The organism is Pseudoselenomonas caprae, assembly GCF_008271345.1.
Classification (GTDB): domain Bacteria; phylum Bacillota; class Negativicutes; order Selenomonadales; family Selenomonadaceae; genus Selenomonas_A; species Selenomonas_A caprae.
In genome coordinates, this window is the sequence record NZ_VTOZ01000029.1 from 1 (window position 1) to 21,815 (window position 21,815).

Below are 21,815 nucleotides of genomic sequence, written 5' to 3' on the forward strand. Positions count from 1 at the left end.
TATTAATTATGATGGTAAAGATGGAATTTATCGTGAAGGAGGTTTGCTGGCTGGAAAGCCAGTGAACCTCCTTTGTAGTAGAAACGGTGTGTTTTTTGTTTTATTTTTCGTTGCGGGCGGAAAGTGGCAGGATTTTTGCGGTTCATGTATAATATAAGAAAACTAGGACATTTTACTTATAAGGGGATTATCAGTATGCAGAAAATCAGAAAAGCAGTGATCCCGGCGGCGGGGTATGGCACGCGTTTCCTGCCAGCCACGAAGGCGACGCCGAAGGAAATGCTGCCCATCGTCGATAAACCGACCATCCAGTATATCGTGGAAGAGGCGATGGCCAGTGGTATCGAAGACATCCTGATTATCAGCGGGCACGGGAAAAGAGCTATCGAAGACCATTTTGATGGAGCGCCGGCACTGGAGGCAGAGCTGCGCAAAAAGGGGAAATTGGATCTGTTGGAGAAGGTGCAGGAGACGGCTGACATCAACATCCATTATATCCGTCAGCGCTACATGCGCGGTCTGGGCGATGCCATCCTGTGTGCGAAATCGTTCATGGGCGATGAGCCGTTTGCGGTACTTCTCGGCGACGATGTGGTCTACAATCCGGACAGGCCGGCGCTGCGCCAGCTCATGGATGTCTATGAGGCAACGGGCGGTTCGGTGCTTGGCTGCCAGAATGTGCCGGAGGAGAAGGTCTCCGCTTATGGTATCGTAGCTGGCAGCCAGACGGATGATGACCGCTTGATGAAGGTAACGGACATGGTGGAGAAACCTGCCCGGGAAGATGCGCCCAGCCGCATGGCCGTATTGGGCCGCTATATCATCAAGCCACAGATCTTTGAGATCCTTGAGCATACGAAGCCGGGCAAAGGCGGGGAGGTCCAGCTGACCGATGCCCTCAAAGTGCTGGCCAGCGAGGATGCAGTCTATGCCTATGATTTCGAGGGCATACGCTACGATGTAGGCGATAAGCTCGGGTTCCTTAAGGCAACGGTCGAGTATGCCCTGCGCCGTGACGATCTGGGCGCGCCGTTCAAGGAATATCTGCAGGATCTTGTGAAGAGAATCTGAGGTGTGACTTTTGCAGACAAAGAATAAAGCCAATCTGGCTTTAGGCATCAGTGCCGCCGGTTTCATCGGGACGATGGCAGCCGGCGGCACTGGCTTTTTGCCAGGTCTTTTGCATCACGGATTTTTGGCCGCGACGATTGGCGGCCTGGCCGACTGGTTTGCCGTGACAGCTATCTTCCATAAACCACTCGGCATATCCTACCGTACGGATATCCTGCGCCGTAACCGCCCGCGCATCATGGACGCTATCGTGACGTTTGCCAGCGATGACCTGTTGAGCACGGAGAATATCATGCGGGTCATAGAGGGGCAGGATACGGCACGGCTGCTCGTCGAGTATCTTGCGTACCGCGGTGGCCGGGAGCGCGTGCATGAGGTGGTGGAGGCAGCACTCCTGCGGGGCGTGGCCGATATTGATACGGCTGCGGTGGCGGCGGAGCTGTCGCCAGCCATCCACGAGGGCCTGCAGTCGTTTGCCTTGGAGGATGTCCTGGCGGATCTGCTGAAGATGATGGCCGAGGAGGAGCATTCGGTGCGGATACTGGAAAGCCTGCTGGCCATCAGCCAGCGGCTGCTGGCCTCTGAGCCGCTGCAGCAGGTGCTGCTGGCGCGCATCACGAGCCTGCGCCAGCAGTATGAGAAGGATTCAGCTGGCCGGGCCTTTGTGCTGGCTTCGCTGGGCATCACGGACGAACGTATCCTGTCGATGCTGCTGGAGCGGGCGAAGCGACAGCTGCGGACGATGCTGGCCGAGCCGACGGAAAGCTATGCCAGCGTCAAAGCGGGACTGGAAACCATGCTGCGGGCGCTGAGCCAGGATACGCGGCTGCGGGCTATCCTGCAGGAACGCAAGGAGCAGCTGCTGGAACAGTTTGATATCGAGTCCGGGCTGGCGCGCTGGCTGGAGGTGAATCTCAAGGGAGAGGATCCCTTTTGGCTGCCGCAGGTGCATGGATTCATCGATGCGCGCATCGATGACTTCATGCATTCGGAACCATGGCAGCGGCGTTTCGACCAGTTCGTCAAGCAGTTTGTCGAAGACGAGCTGACCAAGCATCATGACCTGATTCCGGGGATCATCCGCGAACGGCTCGCGGAGTTCTCCGATGATGAGCTGGTGGAGTTCGTTGAAACCAAAGTGCAGGATGACTTGCAGATGATCCGCATCAATGGCTCGCTGGTCGGTTCGCTGGTCGGCATGGGGTTGTATCTGGTGGTCATGGTGCTGGAAAGGATGTGGGGGCTATGAGGTGGCCGGATTGGAACAAGGCCGATAAGACACTTCTCCTGGCTTTGCTGATCTTCTTTGTGGCACTGGTGCTGCATCTCCAGTATCCGGACAAGGCTGCCGCCGATGCCTTCTTGTTCTGTGCAGAGGCAGCGCTGGTCGGCGGCATCGCGGACTGGTTTGCCGTGACGGCGATCTTCCGCAAGCCACTCGGCTTCCCGTATCATACGGCCATCCTGCCGCGGCGCCGGCAGGCGTTCATCCAGGCCTCGGTGACGATGGTGCAGAAGGAGTTCTTCTCACGGCGCAAGGTGTTCCGGCATCTGGAGCGCCTGCATATCATGCCGATGCTGCTCGGCTGGCTGGCAGAGCCGGAGACGGAGAACCGGCTGGTTCTGCGCCTCGTTCATTTTGCCCGCGATTTTCTCTTGAAGCAGGATGCGCGGGCGCAGGCAAAGGTGATCGCAGACAGATTCCGCGGTACGCTGGATGCCCTTGAGCCGGAGCCCTTCTTTGCGCTTTGGGGTGGCTGGCTGCGGCAGACGGGCAAGGATAAGGATTTCTTGAGCCGTGTGGCCGTGTATATCCGCGGGCGCGTGGATGGCGATGATACACGCAAGGCTTTGGCGGCTATGTTTGAGCGTTTCGGCGAGGAAAAGGTGCAGGATAATTCCCTCGGCGCGTTCCTGATGGGGCTGGCCCGGGCCGTAGATCTCGTCAACTACGAGGAGGCTGCAGGACTTGTGCAGCAGCAGATCCTGGCCATGCTCGACGACCTGGCGCAGAAGGATTCGGAGCTGCAGCGCGAGATGCTCCAGCTGTTCTATGAAAAGGCCGTCGATCTCAATCAGGAGCCCTCGTTCCATCGTCTGGTCCATGAGCTCAAAGATCGTCTGGTCAAGGATCTGCCGCTGGAGGAGGCGGTATTCCGCACGCTGGACCATCTGCATCGTCATTTCGCTGAGGACAAGGCGCGCCATGTCGATCCGCTGGCCGAGCATATGCCGGCGCTGCGGACACGGCTGGAGGAAATCCTGCGGGCGGAGTACCGGCGCATGCTGCAGCTGGTTGAGACGGATGAGGAGCTTCGCCATACGGTGGGGCAGTTCATCTATGATCTGATTGCCCGCACGGCTTTGCATGCCCAGACGCTCGTCGGCGTCATCGTCACGAATGTCCTGTCGCGGCTGACTGATGAACAGCTCAATCATCTGGTCTATGACAAGGTGGAGCCGGATCTTCTGTGGATCCGCATGAACGGCTCGATTGTCGGGGCGGGAATCGGACTGGTGCTCTATGGGCTGATGGCCCTCTGTGCCCCGTGAAATATAGGTTTGCGGGCATTATTGCCATTGACAATCATTATCCATGGCTATATAATAAAGACGGTTGTTATGTCAGGGATTTGCCTGATTTACACATAATACGCGAAATGAAGCTGTTTCGTGTCAAAAGCGATTATGTTTGAGGAGGAAGAGTTATGTTTCAGAAAACGGATTTTTGGATCGGCCTTGCAGTAGGTGCGGTTGCTGGTGTATTCGGCTATCGTTTCATGCAGGAGCGTCAGCAGCAGATGGCTGCTTTCCAGCAGGCTGCACCGGCAGGTGAGCTGCCGCTGGCTGAGCTTCAGCGTCAGAAAGAGGAGCTTGAGGATCTCATCGCTGCTCAGGAAGCCAAAAAGAACTGATTTTTCCTTTTAGGAAATGGAGACTGCCAGCATTGGCAGTCTCTTTGTGTAAACGGGGAGCACGAGGCAGAAAGAGGTTAGGTTTTGAGTATATTTGACAGTTTGCAGATACCGACGAATTCGCTGGATATCTTCATCCGTTCGGTGGAGATTTCGGCTTACATTCCGGGCAGGGTGCGCTTGCACAGCCGGAATCTCGTGGATAATCCGGGCCTGGAGCAGCAGGTCCGGACGCAGCTCGGGGCGTTTGCCGAAATCGATAAGGTAGAGACGAGTACGGTCACTGGCTCGATACTGATCCAGTACCAGCCAGAGCGGCTGCGCAGGAATGCGGAACTCTGCAAGGTAGAACAATATATCATGACACATGCAAGGAGGAAATGACATGTCGATTGTATCGGGATTTATGATGGGAGCGGCCATTGGCAACAACATCCGTCAGATGTTTACGGGTGAGGCGCCGATGCCGGCAAAGCCTGCCGTGCAGACAGCACCGCTGGCCTTGGTCGCGGCTGTGCCGGGACGCCGCCGTTATCGTGCTGCTGTGCTTGCACCTGAGCTTGCGGCTCTGCTGGAGGAAAAGCTCAGCCAGCTGGCATTTTTGACGTCCTTTGCGGCGAACAGCACGAGCGGCAGCCTGCTGTTCACCTATGATCCTGCTGATGAGCGCAAGATGGATGCGCTGGCACTTTGGCTCGAGCGTTATGTCTTTACGCGCCCGCAGGCTAAGACTGAGGTGCAGGAGATTGAGGAGAGTGCAGCAGCTGCTGAGGCCCATGCTGGCAGCCTGACGCGCAGTGTGCGCAATATGGCGCGGGCCTTCAGTGCCTGGATCAAGGCGCATACGTCGGGCATTTTCGACATCAGTTCACTGGCTTCGTGTATTTTTGCCCTGCGTGGTTTGCGTAAGATGCTGCTTACGAAGACGTATCCATCGGGAGCGCAGATGCTCTGGTGGGCCCTGGCGCTGATGAGAGGATGGCGGACGGTATGACGTACCAAAGCTGCTATATCAATCTGCAGGCACGGCTGAGCCGTGAGCAGCGCGTGCTGCTGGCTGCGCGTATCCGCAGCTTCCGTCAGGTAAAGGCGGTGTCCGTGGGAGAGCAGCGCATCCAGCTCTGGTATCGCGGCATCCTGCCGTATCGTGCCATCCAGCAGCTGGCAATCGCTGCAGTCGAGGACGCGCATGAGGCAGCAAGAAAACCGGCCGATTTGCTCAAGGAGTATCAGCGTGAGGCCTTGTTCTCGCTGGCCAGCTTTGCTGCCATGGAAATTCTCAAGCGGACATCGCCGCAGCTGTTCCTGAGCATGAAGGCTTTGCGCAGCCTGCTGGTGCTTGGCATTGCGCGCAACTTTATCCGCAATGGTATCGCTGGCATGGTCAAGGATCGGCAGCCAAATGCCGATACGCTGACGGCGACAGCAGTCATTGCCTCGGTGCTGGCTGGCAAACCAGAGTCGAGCCTCACTTTGCTCGCGCTGTCCAATGGTGCGGAAATGCTTACAAGCTATGCTGCTGAGCGTGCCCGGACGCATATTTCGGGGCTATTGTCGTTGGATCAGCACTATGTCTGGCTCGTAGAAGGCGATGTCGAGCGCAAGATCCCGGTCGAGCAGGTTAAGGTCGGTGATGTGATTTCTGTACACACAGGTGAGAAGATTGTCGTTGATGGACGTGTGCTCGATGGCAATGCAGCGGTCAATCAGTCGTCGATCACAGGTGAGTCGAATCCGGCGATGAAAAAAGTGAAATCACCGGTCTATGCGGGCAGTGTCGTTGAGGCAGGCAGCTTGACGATTGCTGTCGAAAAGGTCGGCAAGGATACGTCGCTGGCGCATATCGTGCATCTCGTCGAGGAGGCCCAGACGCGTAAGGCACCCGTGCAGAATTTCGCAGATCAGATGGCCAATCTGCTCGTGCCGGTATCGTTTATCGGTGCTGCTGTGGTCTATGGCGCTACGCGCGACTGGCAGCGGGTGCTGAACCTGCTGTTCATCGATTTCTCCTGCGGCTTGAAGCTTTCGACAGCTACGGCAATCTCAGCGGCTATCGGGGCAGCGGCCAAACGCGGTATTCTCGTCAAGGGCGGCAACTACATTGAGTCGCTGGCTGAGACGGATACGGTGGTGCTCGATAAGACCGGTACATTGACGGTCGGTATTCCGCAGATTTCCTTTGTCAAGACGGCACATGATGTCAAAGAAAAGGAAGTTATCCTGCTCGCGGCATCGGCAGAGCAGCACTCGGTGCATCCGCTGGCTGTAGCTATCCAGAAATATGTCAAGGAAAAGGGCTGGCAGACGCCGCACCACAAGTCGACGAAAACCATCGTTGCGCGTGGCATGGAAGCTGTTGTACCAGCCTTTGCGGATAGCAAGGGTGGTTTTGTCCGCGTTGGCAGCCGCAAGTTCCTGATGGAAAACGGCATTGAAGATACGGAGCAGCTGGCCTTGGGATTGACGAGCAAGAATCTCTTGTATGTTGCCTGCGATGATCGTCTGCTCGGCGTTATCGGCATCGAGGACCCCATCCGTCCGGCTATGAAGAAGACGCTCAATCAGATGCGCCGCTATGGCATCGATGAGATCGTCATGCTGACGGGCGACTCCAAGCCAGTGGCGGCTGAGGTCGCTGCCAAGATGGGCATTGACTCGTACTATGCGGAGATCCTGCCCGAGGATAAATCCGACTATGTCAATAAGCTCAAGCAGCGTGGCACGGTCATGATGGTGGGCGATGGCATCAATGATGCGCCGGCGCTGGCCTTCGCTGATGTCGGCGTCTCGCTGGGAGGCCGGCAGACGGATATCGCTGCCGAATCCTCGGCGGTCACGATCCACTCGGAGGATCCGCGCCGTCTTATGGAGGCATTGCAGCTGGGGCGTCGGACGATGTCGCTGGTGCAGCAGAACTTCATGGCGACCATCCTGGTCAACTCGGCGGCTATGCTGCTCGGAGCGCTCGGACGCATCAATCCTGTCTGGGCAGCAGCCATTCACAACACGGCAACGCTGGCAGTTGTGCTCAATAGCTGCCGTATCCTGCGTCCGGCCAAAAGGGAATTTTTGCCACGTCATCGGCGTGCCTGAAAATAGAAAAAGAGCGCTGAAAAAAGCCTGCGGTTTGCTTGCCGCAGGCTTTTTCAGCGCTTTTTTTATGGAAACGGGAAGTCAGATACCCATTTCGATATTGTGGATAATGGTCGTGAGCTTGTCCATCTCGGCAGCTGTGCGCTCGTTGATGACTTCAAGGGCTTTGATGGACTGCGTGGATTTCTGGATGTGTGTAACACCTTCGTTGAGACTCTTGTGGAGATTCTTCATTTCCGTTGCAAAGTGTTCATCGAACTCGTTGATCTTATCCTCGAAGTCCTTGTTGGCTGAGAGGATATTGTCGATTTCGGCGACGTCGTGCAGCAGCACTTTGATGGCCTCATCGGAAGTATGCAGGCTGGTCTGCGTATTCTCTGAGAGCTTGCGGACTTCCTGCGCGACGACTGAGAAGCCGCGGCCTGCCTCGCCGGCACGGGCTGCTTCGATGGCGGCATTGAGAGCCAGCAGGTTGGTCTGGGCGGCAATCTCGTTGATCATCTTCATGACATCGTCGATTTTCTGCGTGCTTTGGGAGAGCATGTCGAGTTTTGGCGTGATTTCGCGATTGCGCTCCGTCAGCTGATTGAAGAGACCATTCTGCTCATCGATACCGTTGGAGAGCTGCTTGATGGCTTCCTGGATGAGATCGACATCGCCGGACATGCGCATGATGGTCTGGACGATGCCGGGCATCTTCGCCTGATAATCTTTGAACATATTGATGAGGTTGTCTTTGAGCACCTCGGTATGTTTCTGACGGTCGATGATGCGTTTGAAGAAGAACGCATTGCAGTCAGAATAGCTGCGGGCGAAATTATCGACATATGCGTCTGAGAATGACTGTCCTTCGGGCACATGGTAGAAGCAGATAGCAGTCAGCGTCTCATTGACATGCAGGCCGGCGATTTCGCCGAAGCTCGAGAAACCAGCGACAGGCACATCGTCGAAGAAGTCCATATGCTTGACTTCCTCGGGATAGCCGAGACGGCGCAGGATACAGTCATTGAGGATTGCGCCGATAGCCTTGGGCTTGTTGCTGGTATACGCGCGCAAATCGCGGGAAAGCGTGGTTTCGAGCGGCTGGCGTTTTAGCAGGTAAAGTTTTTCGCCGGTTACGACATCGCAGAAGAAACTGATGCGGTCATTGACATCATCGATGCCGGAAATCGTACGGATGAAGTCTTCGCCGTTGACATCGGTGGCAAAGGTATAGCCTTGCAGCTTCGTCTGCAGTTCCTGGGTGCTGCTGACGCCGAAATGGTCTTTGAGTGCTTCGATGAAAGAAACAGGCTCGCCGTTTGGCCCCTCGACGGTCTCGATATAGCGCAGGGCTGTATTGGCGCTGCCAACTGTGAAGACGTCGCCGGTGCGCTCGACAGCCTGCGATTTGAAGATGCCATAGCGATAGGCTTTCTTGAGACGGACCAGCGTGATGACCGCGTGGTTCTCAAGGCACTGCTTGTCATCATAAATGTAAGTATGGGTAAAGGTCATGTCGCCAGCTGCGCTGCCGCCGATAAATGGAATCGGGAATTTGCCGGACTCGAACAATGCTTGCAGGACAAAGGTCTCGCAGGCTGAAGCACCGTCGATGTAGACCATGGCAAAGGAATGGGCAACGCTGAGACGGAACGGCGTCGGCAGCTTGTCGATTTCGCGGCGGATGGCGGCGACGCGGTCGTTGACAGTCATCTCGACAGAACCGCGGCGCAGGTCATCATTCGGCAGCGGGATGCTCATGATATGCAGCGATTCGATCATGCGATTGGAGAACGCCTGCAGCAAAACTTTGGCGCGGCCATCCGGTGCCTCACAGTAGAGCGAGCGGCTGCCCTGCGGACGGCAGAGCTCACCGGAAGTCGTCATGAGGATGACCTTGGTCGTGGAGGGGACTTCACGTTTGATTGTTTGCGCGACTTCCGGGATGCTGAGGTCTGGCGAGACAAAGCCCATGATCAGGGCACAGCCCTCGGCGACATCGGCTAAATCCTTAAGACGTACTGCGGTAAGATCATTCTTACCGAGATAGGCGGTCTTAATGTCCTGCTGGGTGGAGACAGCAGGGATGGATGGGGTTGCATGGGAAGCTGCGGGACTCGCAGCTTCGGCTTTCTTCATGCCCGAAGAAAAAAGATTGATCATTTCTAAACACCTCTTTGTTTTATGACAGTCGTTACATGTTGACACTTGATGTGGACGGGCACATAGACTATCTTTATATTTAGTTTCGGCATGGAAAGTGAAAATCCTGCAACAGAAGACGTTTATTTTATATACGGGAGATAATAGGTGAAGGCAGAAGGGATGCTATACGTATTGGAAATTTCAGCTGCTGAGGCCCAGCGAAGCGATGCGGGGCATTCTGCTGTCTGGAGGCAGTCTGCTTGTAATTGTATATCCCATCCGGACAAATGCCATTCGACATGCGAGAATATGTGGCGGGCAGCGGGCAGTGGCTTGATTTGGCTGGCTCGATAGCCATGGCATTGCAGCCAGGCTTCGATATCCTGCTGGGAGAGCCTGCCAGGCAGATTGGGAAATTCCCATAGTCCTGCTAGCAGTCCTTTGGCTGGCCGCTGGTGCAGGGCATAGGCTGATCCCTGGTGTAGCAGCAGGATGGTGCGATCCTCCTGACGCCGAGGTTTAGCGGCTGCCTTGACAGGGTACTTTTGTTCCTGTCCGTTGTCGTGGGCAAGACAGAGCTGCTGGAGCGGGCAGGCGGGGCAATGCGGTGTGCCGTGGGGCAGGCAGACCGTCGCACCAAGATCCATAAAGGCTTGGTTGAGGGCGCTGGCGTCTGAGCCGGTGGGATAATGAGGGGCCAGCGCCTTTTCGACAGCCGTCCGCGTGCGGGCGGCCATGATGTCTTCGGAGCAGGCGAGGACGCGCATAATGACGCGCAGGACGTTGCCGTCGACGGCTGGCCAGGGCTTGCCCCAGGCGATGGAGCCGATGGCACTGGCTGTATAGCGTCCGATGCCCGGCAGGGCAAGCAGGGCCTTATGCTCCTGGGGCAGTCTGCCGCCGTGCTCAGCGACGATGACCTGGGCAGCTTTCTTGAGATTGCGGGCCCGGGAGTAGTAGCCAAGCCCTTGCCAGAGCTTCATGAGCATTTCATCATCGGCGGCTGCGAGGGCGGCGATGTCCGGCAGGGCGGCAAGGAAGCGTTCATAGTAGGGGATGACCGCAGCTGCACGCGTCTGCTGCAGCATGATCTCTGACAGCCAGGTGTGATATGGCGTCGGGGAAAGCCGCCAGGGGAGCTGGCGGTCGCTGGCCTGCCCTTTGTACCAGGTAAGCAGCGGCTGGATGATGCCGGGCAATATATCGGCGTGGTTGAGCGTAAGTGCTGGTTTCAATGCAAGATTCTCCTTTGACACGATCGGATGTGATGCGGATTATTCTAGCATATCGCAGCGGAGAACGCCATGAGCAAGAAAAAAGACAAAATATTATCAAATAGCAGAATAATTTAAGAAAATGTAAGGAATATAACTTTGACTCCGCATTACGAGGACAATAGTCATAAAAATCAAGCGATATGGCCCTAAATTGTATTTTTAGAGAGGAATATAGTAGCAAAAATCTTTAATTAAATACAAAAATGTTACATTTTTCTATTGACAAAAAAGTCCATCGGCGCAATAATGTATACATACTTTACAACATTACATATTCAAACAGCCGTATCGCAGGCTCTCTGCGGTAGGGAGAAAGGGGATAGCGGCATGAAACATGTCTTGTCTGTGTTTGTTGAGAATCAGACTGGTGTGCTGGTCCGGGTTGTAAGTATGTTTTCCAGACGGGAATTCAATATCGACAGTCTGTCGGTAGGTGTGACCGAGCGGCCGGAATACTCGCGCATTACCGTAGTAGTGCAGGGGGATGAGAATCTTATTGAGCAGATGATCAAGCAGCTTGAGAAGATGCCGGTGGTTCAGGCCGTGCAGCGCCTGGATGAAAAAAATGCTGTGTGCCGCGGTATGACGCTGATCAAAGTCAGATCGGATGATACGAACCGGCTGGATGTCTTGAAGATGGCCGAGCTCTTCCGGGCTCATGTGGTGGATGTGGAATCGTCTACTCTCGTCTTCGAGATAACGGGCAGCGATGACAAGGTGACAGCTTTTTTGAAGCTCGTCAAGCCTTACGGCATCGCCGAGGTCATCCGTACCGGCCTTATCGCATTGGAGCGCGGTGAACATACTATTTATGAACATTGTGAGGAGAGAGAGTACTATGGCAAAAACTTATTATGATCAGGATGTCAACTGGGAAGTTCTGAACGGCAAAAAAGTTGCTATCATTGGCTATGGCAGCCAGGGACATGCACATGCCTTGAACCTCAAGGAAAGCGGCGTTGACGTTGTGGTCGGTCTCTATGAAGGCTCCAAGTCCAAGAAAGTTGCCGAGGAACATGGCCTGACGGTCAAGAACGTCGCGGAGGCAGTCAAAGAGGCTGACATTACGATGGTCCTGATTCCGGACGAGAAACAGTCTGATGTCTACAAGAATGAGATTGCCCCGAACCTCAAATCCGGTAGTGCTCTCGCCTTTGCTCACGGCTTCAATATCCATTATCAGCAGATCGTTCCGCCGGCTGATGTCGACGTATTCATGGTCGCTCCGAAAGGCCCGGGCCATCTCGTACGCCGCACGTACACGGAGGGCTCTGGTGTTCCGGCTGTGTTTGCTGTCCATCAGGATGCATCGGGCAAATGCTTCGATATCGCACTGGCTTATGCCAAAGGCCTTGGCGCTACGCGTTCCGGTGTCCTGCAGACGACGTTCCGTGATGAGACGGAGGAAGACCTCTTCGGTGAGCAGGCTGTCCTCTGCGGCGGTGTCTGCCAGCTGATGCAGACGGGCTTCGAGGTGCTGGTCGAGGCAGGCTATCCGCCTGAGATGGCATACTTCGAGTGCTTCCATGAGATGAAGCTCATCGTTGACCTCTGCTATGAGGGCGGCTTCACGAAGATGCGCAAATCCATCTCCGATACGGCTGAGTATGGTGACTACATGGTAGGCCCGCGCATCATTACCGAGGAGACGAAGAAAGAGATGAAGAAAGTCCTGAAGGAAATCCAGGACGGCACGTTTGCTCGCAACTGGCTCTTGGAGAACCGTGCTGCTGGCCGTGCAAACTTCCATGCACAGCGCCGTCTCCATGCTGAGCATCAGATCGAGAAGGTCGGTGCAGAGCTGCGCAACATGATGCCGTGGCTGCGCGATGCTGCTGACCTGTCCAAAGACTAAGCGCTGACGAAGCAGAATATAGAACTTTTCATGAAGCCTTCCCCCCACCGGGGAGGGCTTTATTCGAATCACAAACTAGGAGGGCAACAAATGGGCATGAATATGAGCGAAAAAATCCTAGCCCGTCATGCGGGTGTGGAATCGGTCAAGGCCGGCCAGCTGATCAACTGCAAGCTGGATATGGTGCTGGCCAATGATATCACGGCGCCGCCATCGATAAAGAAATTCGAGGAGATCGGCCGTCCCGTGTTCGATCGGGAGAAGATTGCCTTGGTACCGGATCACTTTCAGCCGGCCAAGGATATCAAGTCAGCTGAGCTTGGCAAGGCTGTCCGCGATTTTGCGCACAAATGGAAGATCGTCAATTACTTTGAGCAGGGCCGTGTGGGCATCGAGCATGTCATCCTGCCAGAGCTGGGCATTGTCGGCCCCGGTATGCTGACAATCGGCGCCGATTCCCATACCTGTACCTACGGAGCAGTCAATGGCTTTGCGACGGGGGTGGGCTCGACTGACCTCGGTGCGGCTATGGCTACGGGGGAGGCCTGGTTCAAGGTGCCGGAGGCCATCAAGGTGAATCTTACGGGCAGGAAGCCGGCAGGTACGAACGGCAAGGATGTCATCCTGACGCTCATCGGCAGGATTGGCGTCGATGGTGCGCTTTATAAGTCGCTGGAGTTCGCTGGTCCAGGCGTGAAGGAACTCACGATGACCGACCGCCTGACGATTGCCAACATGGCCATCGAGGCTGGTGCTAAGAATGGTATCTTCCCGTTCGATGAGGTCACGAAGGAATATGTCGAGGGCCGGGTCAAAAAAGCCTATGAACCGGTGGCCGCAGACGAAGATGCGCAGTATGTCCAGACAGTCGAGATCAATCTCGATGAACTGAAACCAGTGGTAGCATTCCCGCATCTGCCGGGCAATACGAAGGCTGTGGCTGACATCGAGGAGCCGATTGCCATCGACCAGGTCATCATCGGCTCTTGCACGAATGGCCGTCTGGAGGATATGGAGATCGCTGCGGAGATCCTCAAGGGGCACAAGGTCGCTGACCATGTCCGCTGCATCATCATCCCCGGGAGTCCCGCCATCTATAAAGAGTCCATGAAGCGCGGCTATATCGATGCGTTCATCGATGCGGGCTGTGCGGTCTCGACGCCGACCTGTGGCCCGTGCCTTGGCGGCTATATGGGCATCATGGCAGCCGGCGAGAAGTGCGTATCGACGACGAACCGCAATTTCCGCGGCCGTATGGGCCATGTCGACAGCGAAGTATATCTGGCTGGTCCGCACGTTGCAGCAGCCAGTGCGATCCTGGGACGCATTGCCACGGCAGAGGAGGTAAAGTGAGATGAAGTTAGCAGGAAAAGTTTGGCGCTATGGAGATAATATCGATACGGATGTCATCATCCCCGCGCGTTATCTGAATACATTCGACCCGAAAGAATTGGCCAGCCACTGCATGGTCGATATCGACGAGAGCTTTGCCCAGAATGTCAAGGCTGGTGATATCATGGTCGGCGGCAAGAACTTCGGCTGCGGCTCCTCGCGCGAGCATGCGCCGGTAGCCATCAAGGCTTCGGGGGTGCCTGTCGTCATTGCTGCGAGCTTTGCCCGCATCTTCTACCGCAATGGCATCAATATCGGCTTGCCCCTGTTAGAGATCGGCGACGATGTGGAGAAGATCAAGGCCAGCGATGAACTGCGCGTTGATACTGCGACCGGCGTCATCGAAAACCTGACGACGGGCGATGTCTTCCATGCGAACCCGCTGCCGGGCTTCATCCAGGATATTGCCAAGGCAGGCGGCCTTATCAACTACATCAAGGAGAAGAACTGATCATGTCATATAAGATTACTGTAATCCCTGGCGACGGCATCGGCAAGGAGATCACCGATGCTGCGGTCGAGGTCCTCAAGACGGTGGATGGAAAATTCGGGCTGGGCCTCGCGTATGAGTATCACGATGCGGGCGGCACGGCCTATGATAAGTTCGGCACTCCGCTGCCCCAGTCGACCATCGATGCCTGCAAGGCGTCGGACGCCGTGCTGTTTGGTGCTGTGGGCGGCGATAAATGGGATGATGTCGATCCGGCACTGCGTCCCGAAAAGGCCATCCTGGGCCTGCGCAAGAATCTGGATCTTTATGCGAATCTGCGTCCGGTCAAGGTGGCCGATGCCTTGGTGGATTACTCGCCCCTCAAGCCAGAGCTCGTTCGTGGTGTGGATCTTGTTATCGTGCGCGAACTGGTCGGCGGCATCTATTTCGGCGAGAAATGTGAGTCGGAGCAGCATGATGGCACTGAGCGGGCTTGGGATCTGGAGAACTATTCCGTCCCTGAAGTCGAGCGCATCGCCAAGCTCGCCTTTGCGACGGCCAAGCTGCGCCGTGGCAAGGTCACGTCGGTCGACAAGGCCAATGTGCTGGCGACGTCGCGTCTCTGGCGCCGTACAGTGGCTAAAGTGGCTGAGGAGCATCAGGAGGTTGAGCTCAACAACCTCTACGTCGACAACTGTGCCATGCAGCTGGCTATCCGCCCGACGCAGTTCGATGTCATCGTGACGGGCAACCTGTTTGGCGATATCCTGTCTGATGAGGCGGCTGTTGTCGGTGGTTCGATCGGCATGATGCCGTCGGCGTCTATCGGCACCTGCACGAGTCTCTATGAGCCGATTCACGGCAGTGCTCCCGACATCGCCGGCAAGGGCATCGCCAACCCGATGGGGACGATCCTGTCAGCAGCGATGCTGCTGCGCTATTCGCTGCATGAGGAAGAGGCGGCCAAAGCCATCGAAAAAGCGGTGGACAAGACGCTGGCGGATGGATATCGCACGCCGGATCTCTGGAAAGAAGGATTTTCGAAGGCCAATACCGAAGAGATTACACGGCTGATTTGTCAGCGGATTTGAGTCTTCCTCATGGGGGTAGGCTGTTAGGAGGCGATCGTTTGAAGGGAGCACAAGCAGTAGCGGCCTGCCTCAAGGAGCAGGGCGTTGATACCGTATTCGGCTATCCAGGCGGCATGATCCTGCCGCTGTATGACGCATTTTACGATGACAAAGAGATCCACCAGGTGCTCGTGACGCATGAGCAGAACGCTGCGCATGCAGCCGATGGTTATGCGCGGGCGTCGGGGAAGGTCGGGGTCTGCATCGCGACTTCGGGGCCGGGGGCCACGAATCTGGTTACGGGGATCGCGACGGCGTTCATGGACTCGATTCCTATCGTGGCGATCACAGGACAGGTGGACACGGCCCTCTTGGGCAGAGATGCTTTCCAGGAGACCGATATCCTCGATGTCACGATGCCCATCACGAAGCATAACTATAAGGTCAAGGATGCCCGGCAGCTCGTGCCGACGATCCGTGAGGCCTTCCGGCTGGCGCGCAAGGGGCGGCCAGGCCCCGTGCTTGTCGATGTGCCGCGGGATCTGTTCTTTGCAGAGGTAGACTACGAGCCGCTGGCGGCTGAAACAAAGCCTGCTGGCAAGCCGGATGCGGATTTCCTGATCTGTGCAGCTGAGGCAGCCCGGGAAATCGCTACGGCCAAGCAGCCGGTGGCGATCGTGGGCGGCGGTGTGGTCTCAGCCGGAGCCTCGGCCGAAGTGATGGCGTTTGTGGAGAAGTACCATCTGCCGGTGGCGCATACGCTGATGGGACTGGGCGCAATCCCGCGCTCGCATCCCCAGTCCTTGGGCTTTGCCGGGATGCATGGCGAGAAGGCTGCCAATCATGCGATCGCCGCCGCAGATCTTGTCGTGGCCATCGGCAGCCGCTTCGGCGACCGCCAGACGGGCAATGTCAAGAAATACACGCAGGATACGAAGTTCATCCATATCGATATCGATCCTGCTGAGATTGACAAGAATATCGGCAATTCATTGGGGCTGGCTGGGGATATGAAGTCGATCCTTGCCCTGCTGATGAAGCATGAACCCAATGGTGACCTGGCTGAATGGTGGGAGAAGATCCATGCCTGGCGTGAGACGTACGAATACGACTACCACCAGAACCGCTTGACCGTTCCCTGGGCGATGCATCAGGTGGCGCTCATGACGAAGGGCAAGCCCTTTGCTTTTGCCACCGATGTGGGCCAGCATCAGATGTGGGCGGCATTGCATCTGCATGTCGAGGAGCCGCGTACCTGGCTGACCTCAGGCGGTTTGGGGACGATGGGCTTTGGCTTGCCAGCGGCGATGGGAGCCCAGCTGGCCTATGGTGATACGCGCCGTGTTGTCCATGTTGCAGGCGACGGCGGCATCAAGATGACGGGCAATGAGTTCTATACGATTGCGCGCCTGCAGCTGCCCATTGTATCGCTTATCGTCAACAATACGAGTCTGGGCATGATCCGTCAGCTGCAGAAAGTCATGTACAAAGAGCGCTATATCGCCTGCGAGTTTGACTATCCGATGGACTATGCAGCCTATGCCAAGAGTTTCGGCATCGAGGCCGAGACAGTGTCCACGCAGGAGGAGTTCGCTGCGGCCTTGCAGCATGCACTGGCAGACAAAGACCATCCAAGGGTCATCGTGCTCAATGTCTGGCGCAGCTTTGTCGAGCCGATGATAAAAGGCGGCGCCCGCATCGATGAATTCGTGGATTTCAAGTGATGTCTATATAAAAAGAAGGAAAAACATCTCTGTTTGTTGTATACTTATATAGATACGACAAAATTACCGGGGGTGTTTTTCTTTTGGTTAAAAAGGGAATTATTCTGGCAGGCGGCTCGGGAACACGACTTTATCCCCTGACGAAAGTTGTCTCGAAGCAGCTTATGCCGGTATACGATAAACCGATGATCTACTATCCGCTGAGCACGCTGATGCTGGCGGGAATCAATGATATCCTGATCATCACGACGCCGGAGGATAGGGAACTCTTCGCACGCCTTTTGGGTGACGGCAGCCAGCTGGGCATCAGCATTTCCTATGCGGTGCAGCCAAGTCCGGATGGATTGGCCCAGGCCTTCCTGATCGGCGAGCAGTTTATTGGCGGCGAGGCCTGTGCTTTGGTGCTCGGCGACAATATCTTCTACGGTTCAGATCTCGCGCAGGCCATGCAGCGGGCGGCGCAGCTTGATACGGGGGCGACGGTGTTTGCCTACTATGTCTCCGATCCGGAGCGCTATGGCGTGGTCGAGTTTGACAAGGCGGGCAAGGCACTCAGCCTGGAGGAGAAACCGGCTGCACCGAAATCCAACTATGCCGTCACGGGGCTGTACTTCTACGACAAGGATATCGTGGATATCGCCAAGAGCATCAAGCCGTCGCCGCGCGGCGAGCTGGAAATCACCGATGTCAACAAGGTGTATCTGGAACGCGGCACGCTTAAGGTTGAGAAGATGCGCCGCGGCTATGCCTGGCTGGATACGGGTACGCATGAGTCACTCCTGGATGCCGGAGCTTTTGTGCGCACGATCCAGGCGCGCCAGGGGCTCAAGATCGCCTGCATCGAGGAGATCGCCTATCGCATGGGCTATATCGATGCAGCACAGGTCGAGAAGTTGGCGCAGCCACTGCTGAAGAACGAATATGGCAAGTATCTGATCAATATGTTGAATGAATGATGGAGTTAGAGAGATAGCAATGAAAGCAACAGAAACAAGATTGAAGGGTGTATTTGTCCTGGAGCCGCAGGTCTTTGGCGATGCGCGTGGCTGGTTCATGGAGAGCTGGTCGCAGCGCAAGATGGAAGAGGCAGGCATAAAGGTGGATTTCGTGCAGGATAACCAGTCCTTCTCGGCGCAGAAGGGGACGCTGCGCGGTCTGCATTATCAGCTGAATCCTAAGTGCCAGGCCAAGCTTTTACGCTGCACGCGCGGCAGGATCTTTGATGTGGCCGTTGATATCCGCAAAGGCTCGCCGCAGTATGGCCAGTGGGTCGGCGTGGAGCTTTCGGCTGAGAACAAGAAGCAGCTCTTTATCCCGCGCGGCTTTGCGCATGGCTTCATCACGCTGACTGATGATGTTGAGGTGCAGTATAAGGCGGATAATTATTATGCGCCGGAATGTGATGGCAACATCCGCTGGAATGATCCCGACATCGGTGTTGAGTGGCCAATCGAGCCGGTCATCCTGTCGGAGAAGGATCAGCTAGCACCTCTGCTCAAAGAGCGCACGGATCTTAACTTTGTCTATGGGGAATAACTTCCAAGGGGGAATCACGATATGAATATAGTTGTAACCGGCGGTGCTGGTTTCATTGGTGCGAATTTCGTATACTACATGCTCAAGCAGCATCCGAGTGACAAGATCATCTGCTATGATAAGCTGACATATGCCGGCAATATGGCGACGCTGGAAAAAGCCATGACGAAGGAGAACTTCAAGTTCATCCGTGGTGACATCGCTGACCGTCAGCAGGTCTATAAGATGTTTGAGACGGAGAAGCCCGATGTCATCGTGAATTTTGCCGCTGAGTCGCATGTTGACCGCTCGATCGAGAATCCGGAGATCTTCCTGCAGACGAATATCATCGGTACGAGCGTCCTGCTCGATGCTTGCCGCAAGTATGGCATCGACCGTTATCATCAGGTATCGACCGATGAGGTCTATGGCGATCTGCCGCTTGACCGGCCGGATCTGTTCTTTACGGAGACGACGCCGCTCCATACGTCGAGCCCCTATTCTTCATCGAAGGCTGGTGCTGACCTTCTGGTGCAGGCTTACCATCGCACCTACAAGATCCCCGTCACGATCTCGCGCTGCTCGAACAACTATGGCCCCTATCATTTCCCGGAGAAGCTCATCCCGCTCATGATCATCAATGCTTTGGCGGGCAAGAAGCTGCCGGTCTATGGCGATGGTCTCAATGTGCGTGACTGGCTCTTCGTCAAGGACCACTGCGCAGCAATCGACCTTATCCTGCAGAAGGGCAAGGTCGGCGAAGTCTACAATATCGGCGGCCACAATGAGCGGGCGAATATCGATGTGGTCAAGACGATCCTGCGTGAGCTCGGCAAGGGCGAGGAGAGCATCGAGTTTGTCACGGACCGCAAGGGCCACGACCGCCGTTATGCCATCGATCCGACCAAGATCCGCGAGCAGCTCGGTTGGGAACCGACGACGCGTTTCGAGGATGGCATCAAGGAAACGGTCCAATGGTATCTGGACAATCGCGGCTGGTGGGAGAATATCATCAGCGGGGATTATCAGAACTACTACGAGAGCATGTATGGCAGTCGTTCGTCCTTAGAATTCTCGAAAATCTAAAAAATATGAAAAAAGGGGTTGACACAAGGGGGCAGCCCCTTTATAATATTACATGTTGGCGGCACAAAGCTTCCGGCAACTGAATAATGTGGGGGCATAGCTCAGCTGGGAGAGCGCTTGAATGGCATTCAAGAGGTCAGGAGTTCGATCCTCCTTGTCTCCACCATGAAATGACAGAACCTAACGGAAGTTGGGTTCTTTTTTGTTATGTGAGGAAAATTCCTGCAAATAGTTTGAAAATTATTGACATTATGATAACTGTGCGCTATAATATAGGCAAGTCAAAGGAACTGATACTTCTGAAAAGGTAATAGCTAGCCAACGGAAAATCAGATTCCTGGAGAGGAGAAGGTCTACAAAGGAGGGGAGTCCGATGGGCCCGTAAGAACGCTACCCAAAGGTAAACGAATGGAGACGACAAAACAGAATATTGACGATTAGCAGCTGGATGGTAGATGAAAAGTCCGGCTGCTTTTGTTATGTTGGGCTGATAAAACACAGAAGTGTAACATTGTAAAGCGAACTTTAGTTTGAGATTGACATGTATTCGCAAGTATATTAACATATATAACAATATACACAGACACCGTGTACTATTGCGTAGGTAGTTTCTAAAGTATCAAGAAAGAAGGGGTTACGTTGGCATTCTATTTTGAAGAACCATCACACACTTTTGGCGAGTATCTGCTTGTTCCGGGCTATTCCTCGGACAAATGCATTCCGAACAATGTATCGCTTAAAACTCCGCTGGTGAAGTTCAAGAAGGGTGAGGAGCCGAAAATCTCCATGAACATTCCGATGACTTCGGCCATCATGCAGGCAGTTTCGAACGACAAGATGGCAATCGCGCTCGCTCAGGAGGGTGGCGTGTCCTTCATCTATGGTTCTCAGACGATCGAGGAAGAGGCTGCTATGGTCGCTCGCGTCAAGAACTATAAGTCTGGTTTTGTCAGCTCCGATTCCAACATCAAACCGACCACGACCCTTGGTGAGATTCTTGATCTTCTGCAGAAAACGAGCCATTCGACGATGGCTGTTACCGAAGACGGCACGCCGGATGGCAAGCTCTTGGGCATCGTCACGAGCCGTGACTATCGCGTTTCCCGCATGTCGCTGGACACGCAGGCCAAAGAGTTCATGACGCCGTTCGAGAACCTCATCTATGCCAAGGCTGAGGAAGTCACGACGATCAATCAGGCTAACGACATGATCTGGGAAAACAAGCTCAACATGCTGCCGATCGTCGACAAGAACCAGCACCTGCGTTACATGGTGTTCCGCAAAGATTATACGGATAACAAGGAGCATGAGCTCCAGCTCATCGACAAGAACAAGCGCTATATCGTCGGCGCTGGTATCAACACGCGTGACTACGCCGAGCGTGTTCCGGCCCTCTTGAAGGCTGGTGCCGATGTCCTCTGCATTGACTCCTCGGAGGGCTTCTCTGAGTGGCAGCGCATCACGCTGAAGTACATCCATGAGAACTTCGGTGAGGATGTCAAGGTCGGTGCCGGCAACGTTGTCGATGCCGAAGGCTTCCGCTTCCTCGCGGAGGCTGGTGCAGACTTCATCAAGGTCGGTATCGGCGGCGGTTCTATCTGCATCACGCGTGAGACGAAAGGCATCGGCCGCGGCCAGGCTACGGCCCTTATCGATGTCTGCGCTGAGCGTGACCGTTACTATGAGGAGACGGGCATCTATATCCCGGTATGCTCCGATGGTGGTATCGTCCATGATTACCATATGACGCTGGCACTGGCTATGGGCGCAGACTTCCTGATGCTCGGCCGTTACTTCTCCCGTTTCGACGAGAGCCCGACGGACAAGGTCAAGGTCAACGGCACGTACTATAAGGAGTACTGGGGCGAGGGTTCCAACCGCGCCCGCAACTGGATGCGCTATGACCTCGGCGGTGCGCGCAAGCTGTCCTTCGAGGAAGGCGTTGACTCCTATGTCCCGTACGCTGGTCCGCTCAAGGACAATGTGCAGACGACGCTCGCCAAGATCCGCAGCACCATGTGCAACTGCGGTTCGCTGAGCCTGCCGGAGTTCCGCGACAAGGCAAAACTCACGTTGGTATCGGCTACGAGTATTGTCGAGGGTGGTTCCCACGACGTCATCCTCAGAGATCGTCTGGGCCGCGACTGATAAGCGAATAAGAGATCGAAGCCATTCCCGTTTTGCGGGGATGGCTTTTTCTTTTCAGTGGAATTTCAATATAATAAGCGTATAATAATAACAGATAGAAACTTTTAGGAGG

General features: G+C 55.3%; 19 protein-coding genes and 1 tRNA gene. 18 read left to right on the forward strand and 2 right to left on the reverse strand.

What is annotated here, in order from left to right; all coding sequences use genetic code 11:
- Positions 1–195: 195 nt before the first annotated feature.
- The 7 genes from galU to FZ041_RS11855 all read left to right on the forward strand — a co-directional run bounded on the left by galU (position 196) and on the right by FZ041_RS11855 (position 7,079).
- Positions 196–1,071 carry a UTP--glucose-1-phosphate uridylyltransferase GalU gene (gene galU, locus FZ041_RS11825; RefSeq protein WP_149189712.1) on the forward strand — a complete coding sequence of 292 codons (876 nt, stop codon included), beginning with the start codon at positions 196–198 and terminating at the stop codon, positions 1,069–1,071.
- A gap of 10 nt (positions 1,072–1,081) precedes the next feature.
- On the forward strand, positions 1,082–2,320 hold the full coding sequence (locus FZ041_RS11830) for a DUF445 domain-containing protein (protein WP_149189713.1): 1,239 nt from the start codon (positions 1,082–1,084) through the stop codon (positions 2,318–2,320).
- The gene (locus FZ041_RS11835; RefSeq protein WP_149189714.1) at positions 2,317–3,624 is read left to right on the forward strand and encodes a DUF445 domain-containing protein; all 1,308 of its coding nucleotides are present in this window, start codon (positions 2,317–2,319) and stop codon (positions 3,622–3,624) included. The genes FZ041_RS11830 and FZ041_RS11835 overlap by 4 nt, the downstream gene beginning before the upstream one ends.
- 155 nt (positions 3,625–3,779) lie before the next feature.
- Positions 3,780–3,986: a 50S ribosomal protein L9 gene (locus tag FZ041_RS11840; protein ID WP_075445540.1), complete on the forward strand. Its 207-nt coding sequence runs from the start codon at positions 3,780–3,782 to the stop codon at positions 3,984–3,986.
- 84 nt (positions 3,987–4,070) lie between these two features.
- Positions 4,071–4,370, forward strand: a complete 300-nt coding sequence (locus FZ041_RS11845; RefSeq protein ID WP_075445541.1) for an HMA2 domain-containing protein — start codon at positions 4,071–4,073, stop codon at positions 4,368–4,370.
- A gap of 1 nt (position 4,371) precedes the next feature.
- On the forward strand, positions 4,372–4,980 hold the full coding sequence (locus tag FZ041_RS11850; RefSeq protein WP_075445542.1) for an HMA2 domain-containing protein: 609 nt from the start codon (positions 4,372–4,374) through the stop codon (positions 4,978–4,980).
- Positions 4,977–7,079: a heavy metal translocating P-type ATPase gene (locus tag FZ041_RS11855; protein WP_255449390.1), complete on the forward strand. Its 2,103-nt coding sequence runs from the start codon at positions 4,977–4,979 to the stop codon at positions 7,077–7,079. The genes FZ041_RS11850 and FZ041_RS11855 overlap by 4 nt, the downstream gene beginning before the upstream one ends.
- Positions 7,080–7,160: 81 nt before the next feature.
- Here FZ041_RS11855 and FZ041_RS14910 read toward each other — a convergent pair whose 3' ends face one another.
- Together FZ041_RS14910 and mutY are read right to left on the reverse strand one after the other, a co-directional pair.
- On the reverse strand, positions 7,161–9,224 hold the full coding sequence (locus FZ041_RS14910; RefSeq protein WP_304621482.1) for a methyl-accepting chemotaxis protein: 2,064 nt from the start codon (positions 9,222–9,224) through the stop codon (positions 7,161–7,163).
- Between the two features lie 122 nt (positions 9,225–9,346).
- A complete protein-coding gene (gene mutY / locus FZ041_RS11865; protein ID WP_149189716.1) occupies positions 9,347–10,441 on the reverse strand; it encodes an A/G-specific adenine glycosylase in 1,095 nt (364 codons plus the stop codon).
- Between the two features lie 369 nt (positions 10,442–10,810).
- On the opposite strand from mutY, the gene ilvN reads away from it, so the two are divergent.
- The 11 genes from ilvN (at position 10,811) to FZ041_RS11920 (ending at position 21,703) form a co-directional block, all read left to right on the forward strand.
- The gene (gene ilvN, locus FZ041_RS11870) at positions 10,811–11,341 is read left to right on the forward strand and encodes an acetolactate synthase small subunit (protein WP_075445545.1); all 531 of its coding nucleotides are present in this window, start codon (positions 10,811–10,813) and stop codon (positions 11,339–11,341) included.
- Positions 11,322–12,338, forward strand: coding sequence for a ketol-acid reductoisomerase (gene ilvC, locus FZ041_RS11875; RefSeq protein WP_075445546.1), 1,017 nt, complete (start codon positions 11,322–11,324; stop codon positions 12,336–12,338). Before ilvN ends, ilvC begins: the two co-directional genes overlap by 20 nt.
- Before the next feature lie 90 nt (positions 12,339–12,428).
- Complete coding sequence (leuC, locus tag FZ041_RS11880) at positions 12,429–13,691, forward strand: 3-isopropylmalate dehydratase large subunit (RefSeq protein ID WP_149189717.1); 1,263 nt, start codon at positions 12,429–12,431, stop codon at positions 13,689–13,691.
- A gap of 1 nt (position 13,692) precedes the next feature.
- Positions 13,693–14,181, forward strand: a complete 489-nt coding sequence (locus FZ041_RS11885) for a 3-isopropylmalate dehydratase small subunit (protein ID WP_149189718.1) — start codon at positions 13,693–13,695, stop codon at positions 14,179–14,181.
- 2 nt (positions 14,182–14,183) lie between these two features.
- Positions 14,184–15,251: a 3-isopropylmalate dehydrogenase gene (leuB, locus tag FZ041_RS11890; RefSeq protein WP_075445549.1), complete on the forward strand. Its 1,068-nt coding sequence runs from the start codon at positions 14,184–14,186 to the stop codon at positions 15,249–15,251.
- Between the two features lie 38 nt (positions 15,252–15,289).
- The gene (ilvB, locus tag FZ041_RS11895; RefSeq protein WP_149189719.1) at positions 15,290–16,954 is read left to right on the forward strand and encodes a biosynthetic-type acetolactate synthase large subunit; all 1,665 of its coding nucleotides are present in this window, start codon (positions 15,290–15,292) and stop codon (positions 16,952–16,954) included.
- Positions 16,955–17,037: 83 nt separating this feature from the next.
- The gene (gene rfbA / locus FZ041_RS11900; RefSeq protein WP_149189720.1) at positions 17,038–17,910 is read left to right on the forward strand and encodes a glucose-1-phosphate thymidylyltransferase RfbA; all 873 of its coding nucleotides are present in this window, start codon (positions 17,038–17,040) and stop codon (positions 17,908–17,910) included.
- Between the two features lie 19 nt (positions 17,911–17,929).
- On the forward strand, positions 17,930–18,490 hold the full coding sequence (gene rfbC / locus FZ041_RS11905; protein ID WP_149189721.1) for a dTDP-4-dehydrorhamnose 3,5-epimerase: 561 nt from the start codon (positions 17,930–17,932) through the stop codon (positions 18,488–18,490).
- Between the two features lie 21 nt (positions 18,491–18,511).
- Positions 18,512–19,555, forward strand: coding sequence for a dTDP-glucose 4,6-dehydratase (gene rfbB / locus FZ041_RS11910; RefSeq protein WP_149189722.1), 1,044 nt, complete (start codon positions 18,512–18,514; stop codon positions 19,553–19,555).
- Between the two features lie 90 nt (positions 19,556–19,645).
- Positions 19,646–19,721 (forward strand) — tRNA-Ala (locus FZ041_RS11915).
- A gap of 473 nt (positions 19,722–20,194) precedes the next feature.
- Positions 20,195–21,703: an IMP dehydrogenase gene (locus FZ041_RS11920; RefSeq protein ID WP_149189723.1), complete on the forward strand. Its 1,509-nt coding sequence runs from the start codon at positions 20,195–20,197 to the stop codon at positions 21,701–21,703.
- The last annotated feature ends 112 nt before the right edge of the window (positions 21,704–21,815 follow it).

Excerpts from the sequence above, each read along its gene's own strand:
- galU (WP_149189712.1), top strand. The coding sequence starts at position 196 with ATGCAGAAAATCAGAAAAGCAGTGATCCCGGCGGCGGGGTATGGCACG.
- FZ041_RS11835 (WP_149189714.1), top strand. The coding sequence starts at position 2,317 with ATGAGGTGGCCGGATTGGAACAAGGCCGATAAGACACTTCTCCTGGCT.
- FZ041_RS11840 (WP_075445540.1), top strand. The coding sequence starts at position 3,780 with ATGTTTCAGAAAACGGATTTTTGGATCGGCCTTGCAGTAGGTGCGGTT.
- FZ041_RS11850 (WP_075445542.1), top strand. The coding sequence starts at position 4,372 with ATGTCGATTGTATCGGGATTTATGATGGGAGCGGCCATTGGCAACAAC.
- FZ041_RS11855 (WP_255449390.1), top strand. The coding sequence starts at position 4,977 with ATGACGTACCAAAGCTGCTATATCAATCTGCAGGCACGGCTGAGCCGT.
- FZ041_RS14910 (WP_304621482.1), bottom strand. The coding sequence starts at position 9,224 with ATGATCAATCTTTTTTCTTCGGGCATGAAGAAAGCCGAAGCTGCGAGT.
- ilvN (WP_075445545.1), top strand. The coding sequence starts at position 10,811 with ATGAAACATGTCTTGTCTGTGTTTGTTGAGAATCAGACTGGTGTGCTG.
- ilvC (WP_075445546.1), top strand. The coding sequence starts at position 11,322 with ATGGCAAAAACTTATTATGATCAGGATGTCAACTGGGAAGTTCTGAAC.
- leuC (WP_149189717.1), top strand. The coding sequence starts at position 12,429 with ATGGGCATGAATATGAGCGAAAAAATCCTAGCCCGTCATGCGGGTGTG.
- FZ041_RS11885 (WP_149189718.1), top strand. The coding sequence starts at position 13,693 with ATGAAGTTAGCAGGAAAAGTTTGGCGCTATGGAGATAATATCGATACG.
- leuB (WP_075445549.1), top strand. The coding sequence starts at position 14,184 with ATGTCATATAAGATTACTGTAATCCCTGGCGACGGCATCGGCAAGGAG.
- rfbC (WP_149189721.1), top strand. The coding sequence starts at position 17,930 with ATGAAAGCAACAGAAACAAGATTGAAGGGTGTATTTGTCCTGGAGCCG.
- rfbB (WP_149189722.1), top strand. The coding sequence starts at position 18,512 with ATGAATATAGTTGTAACCGGCGGTGCTGGTTTCATTGGTGCGAATTTC.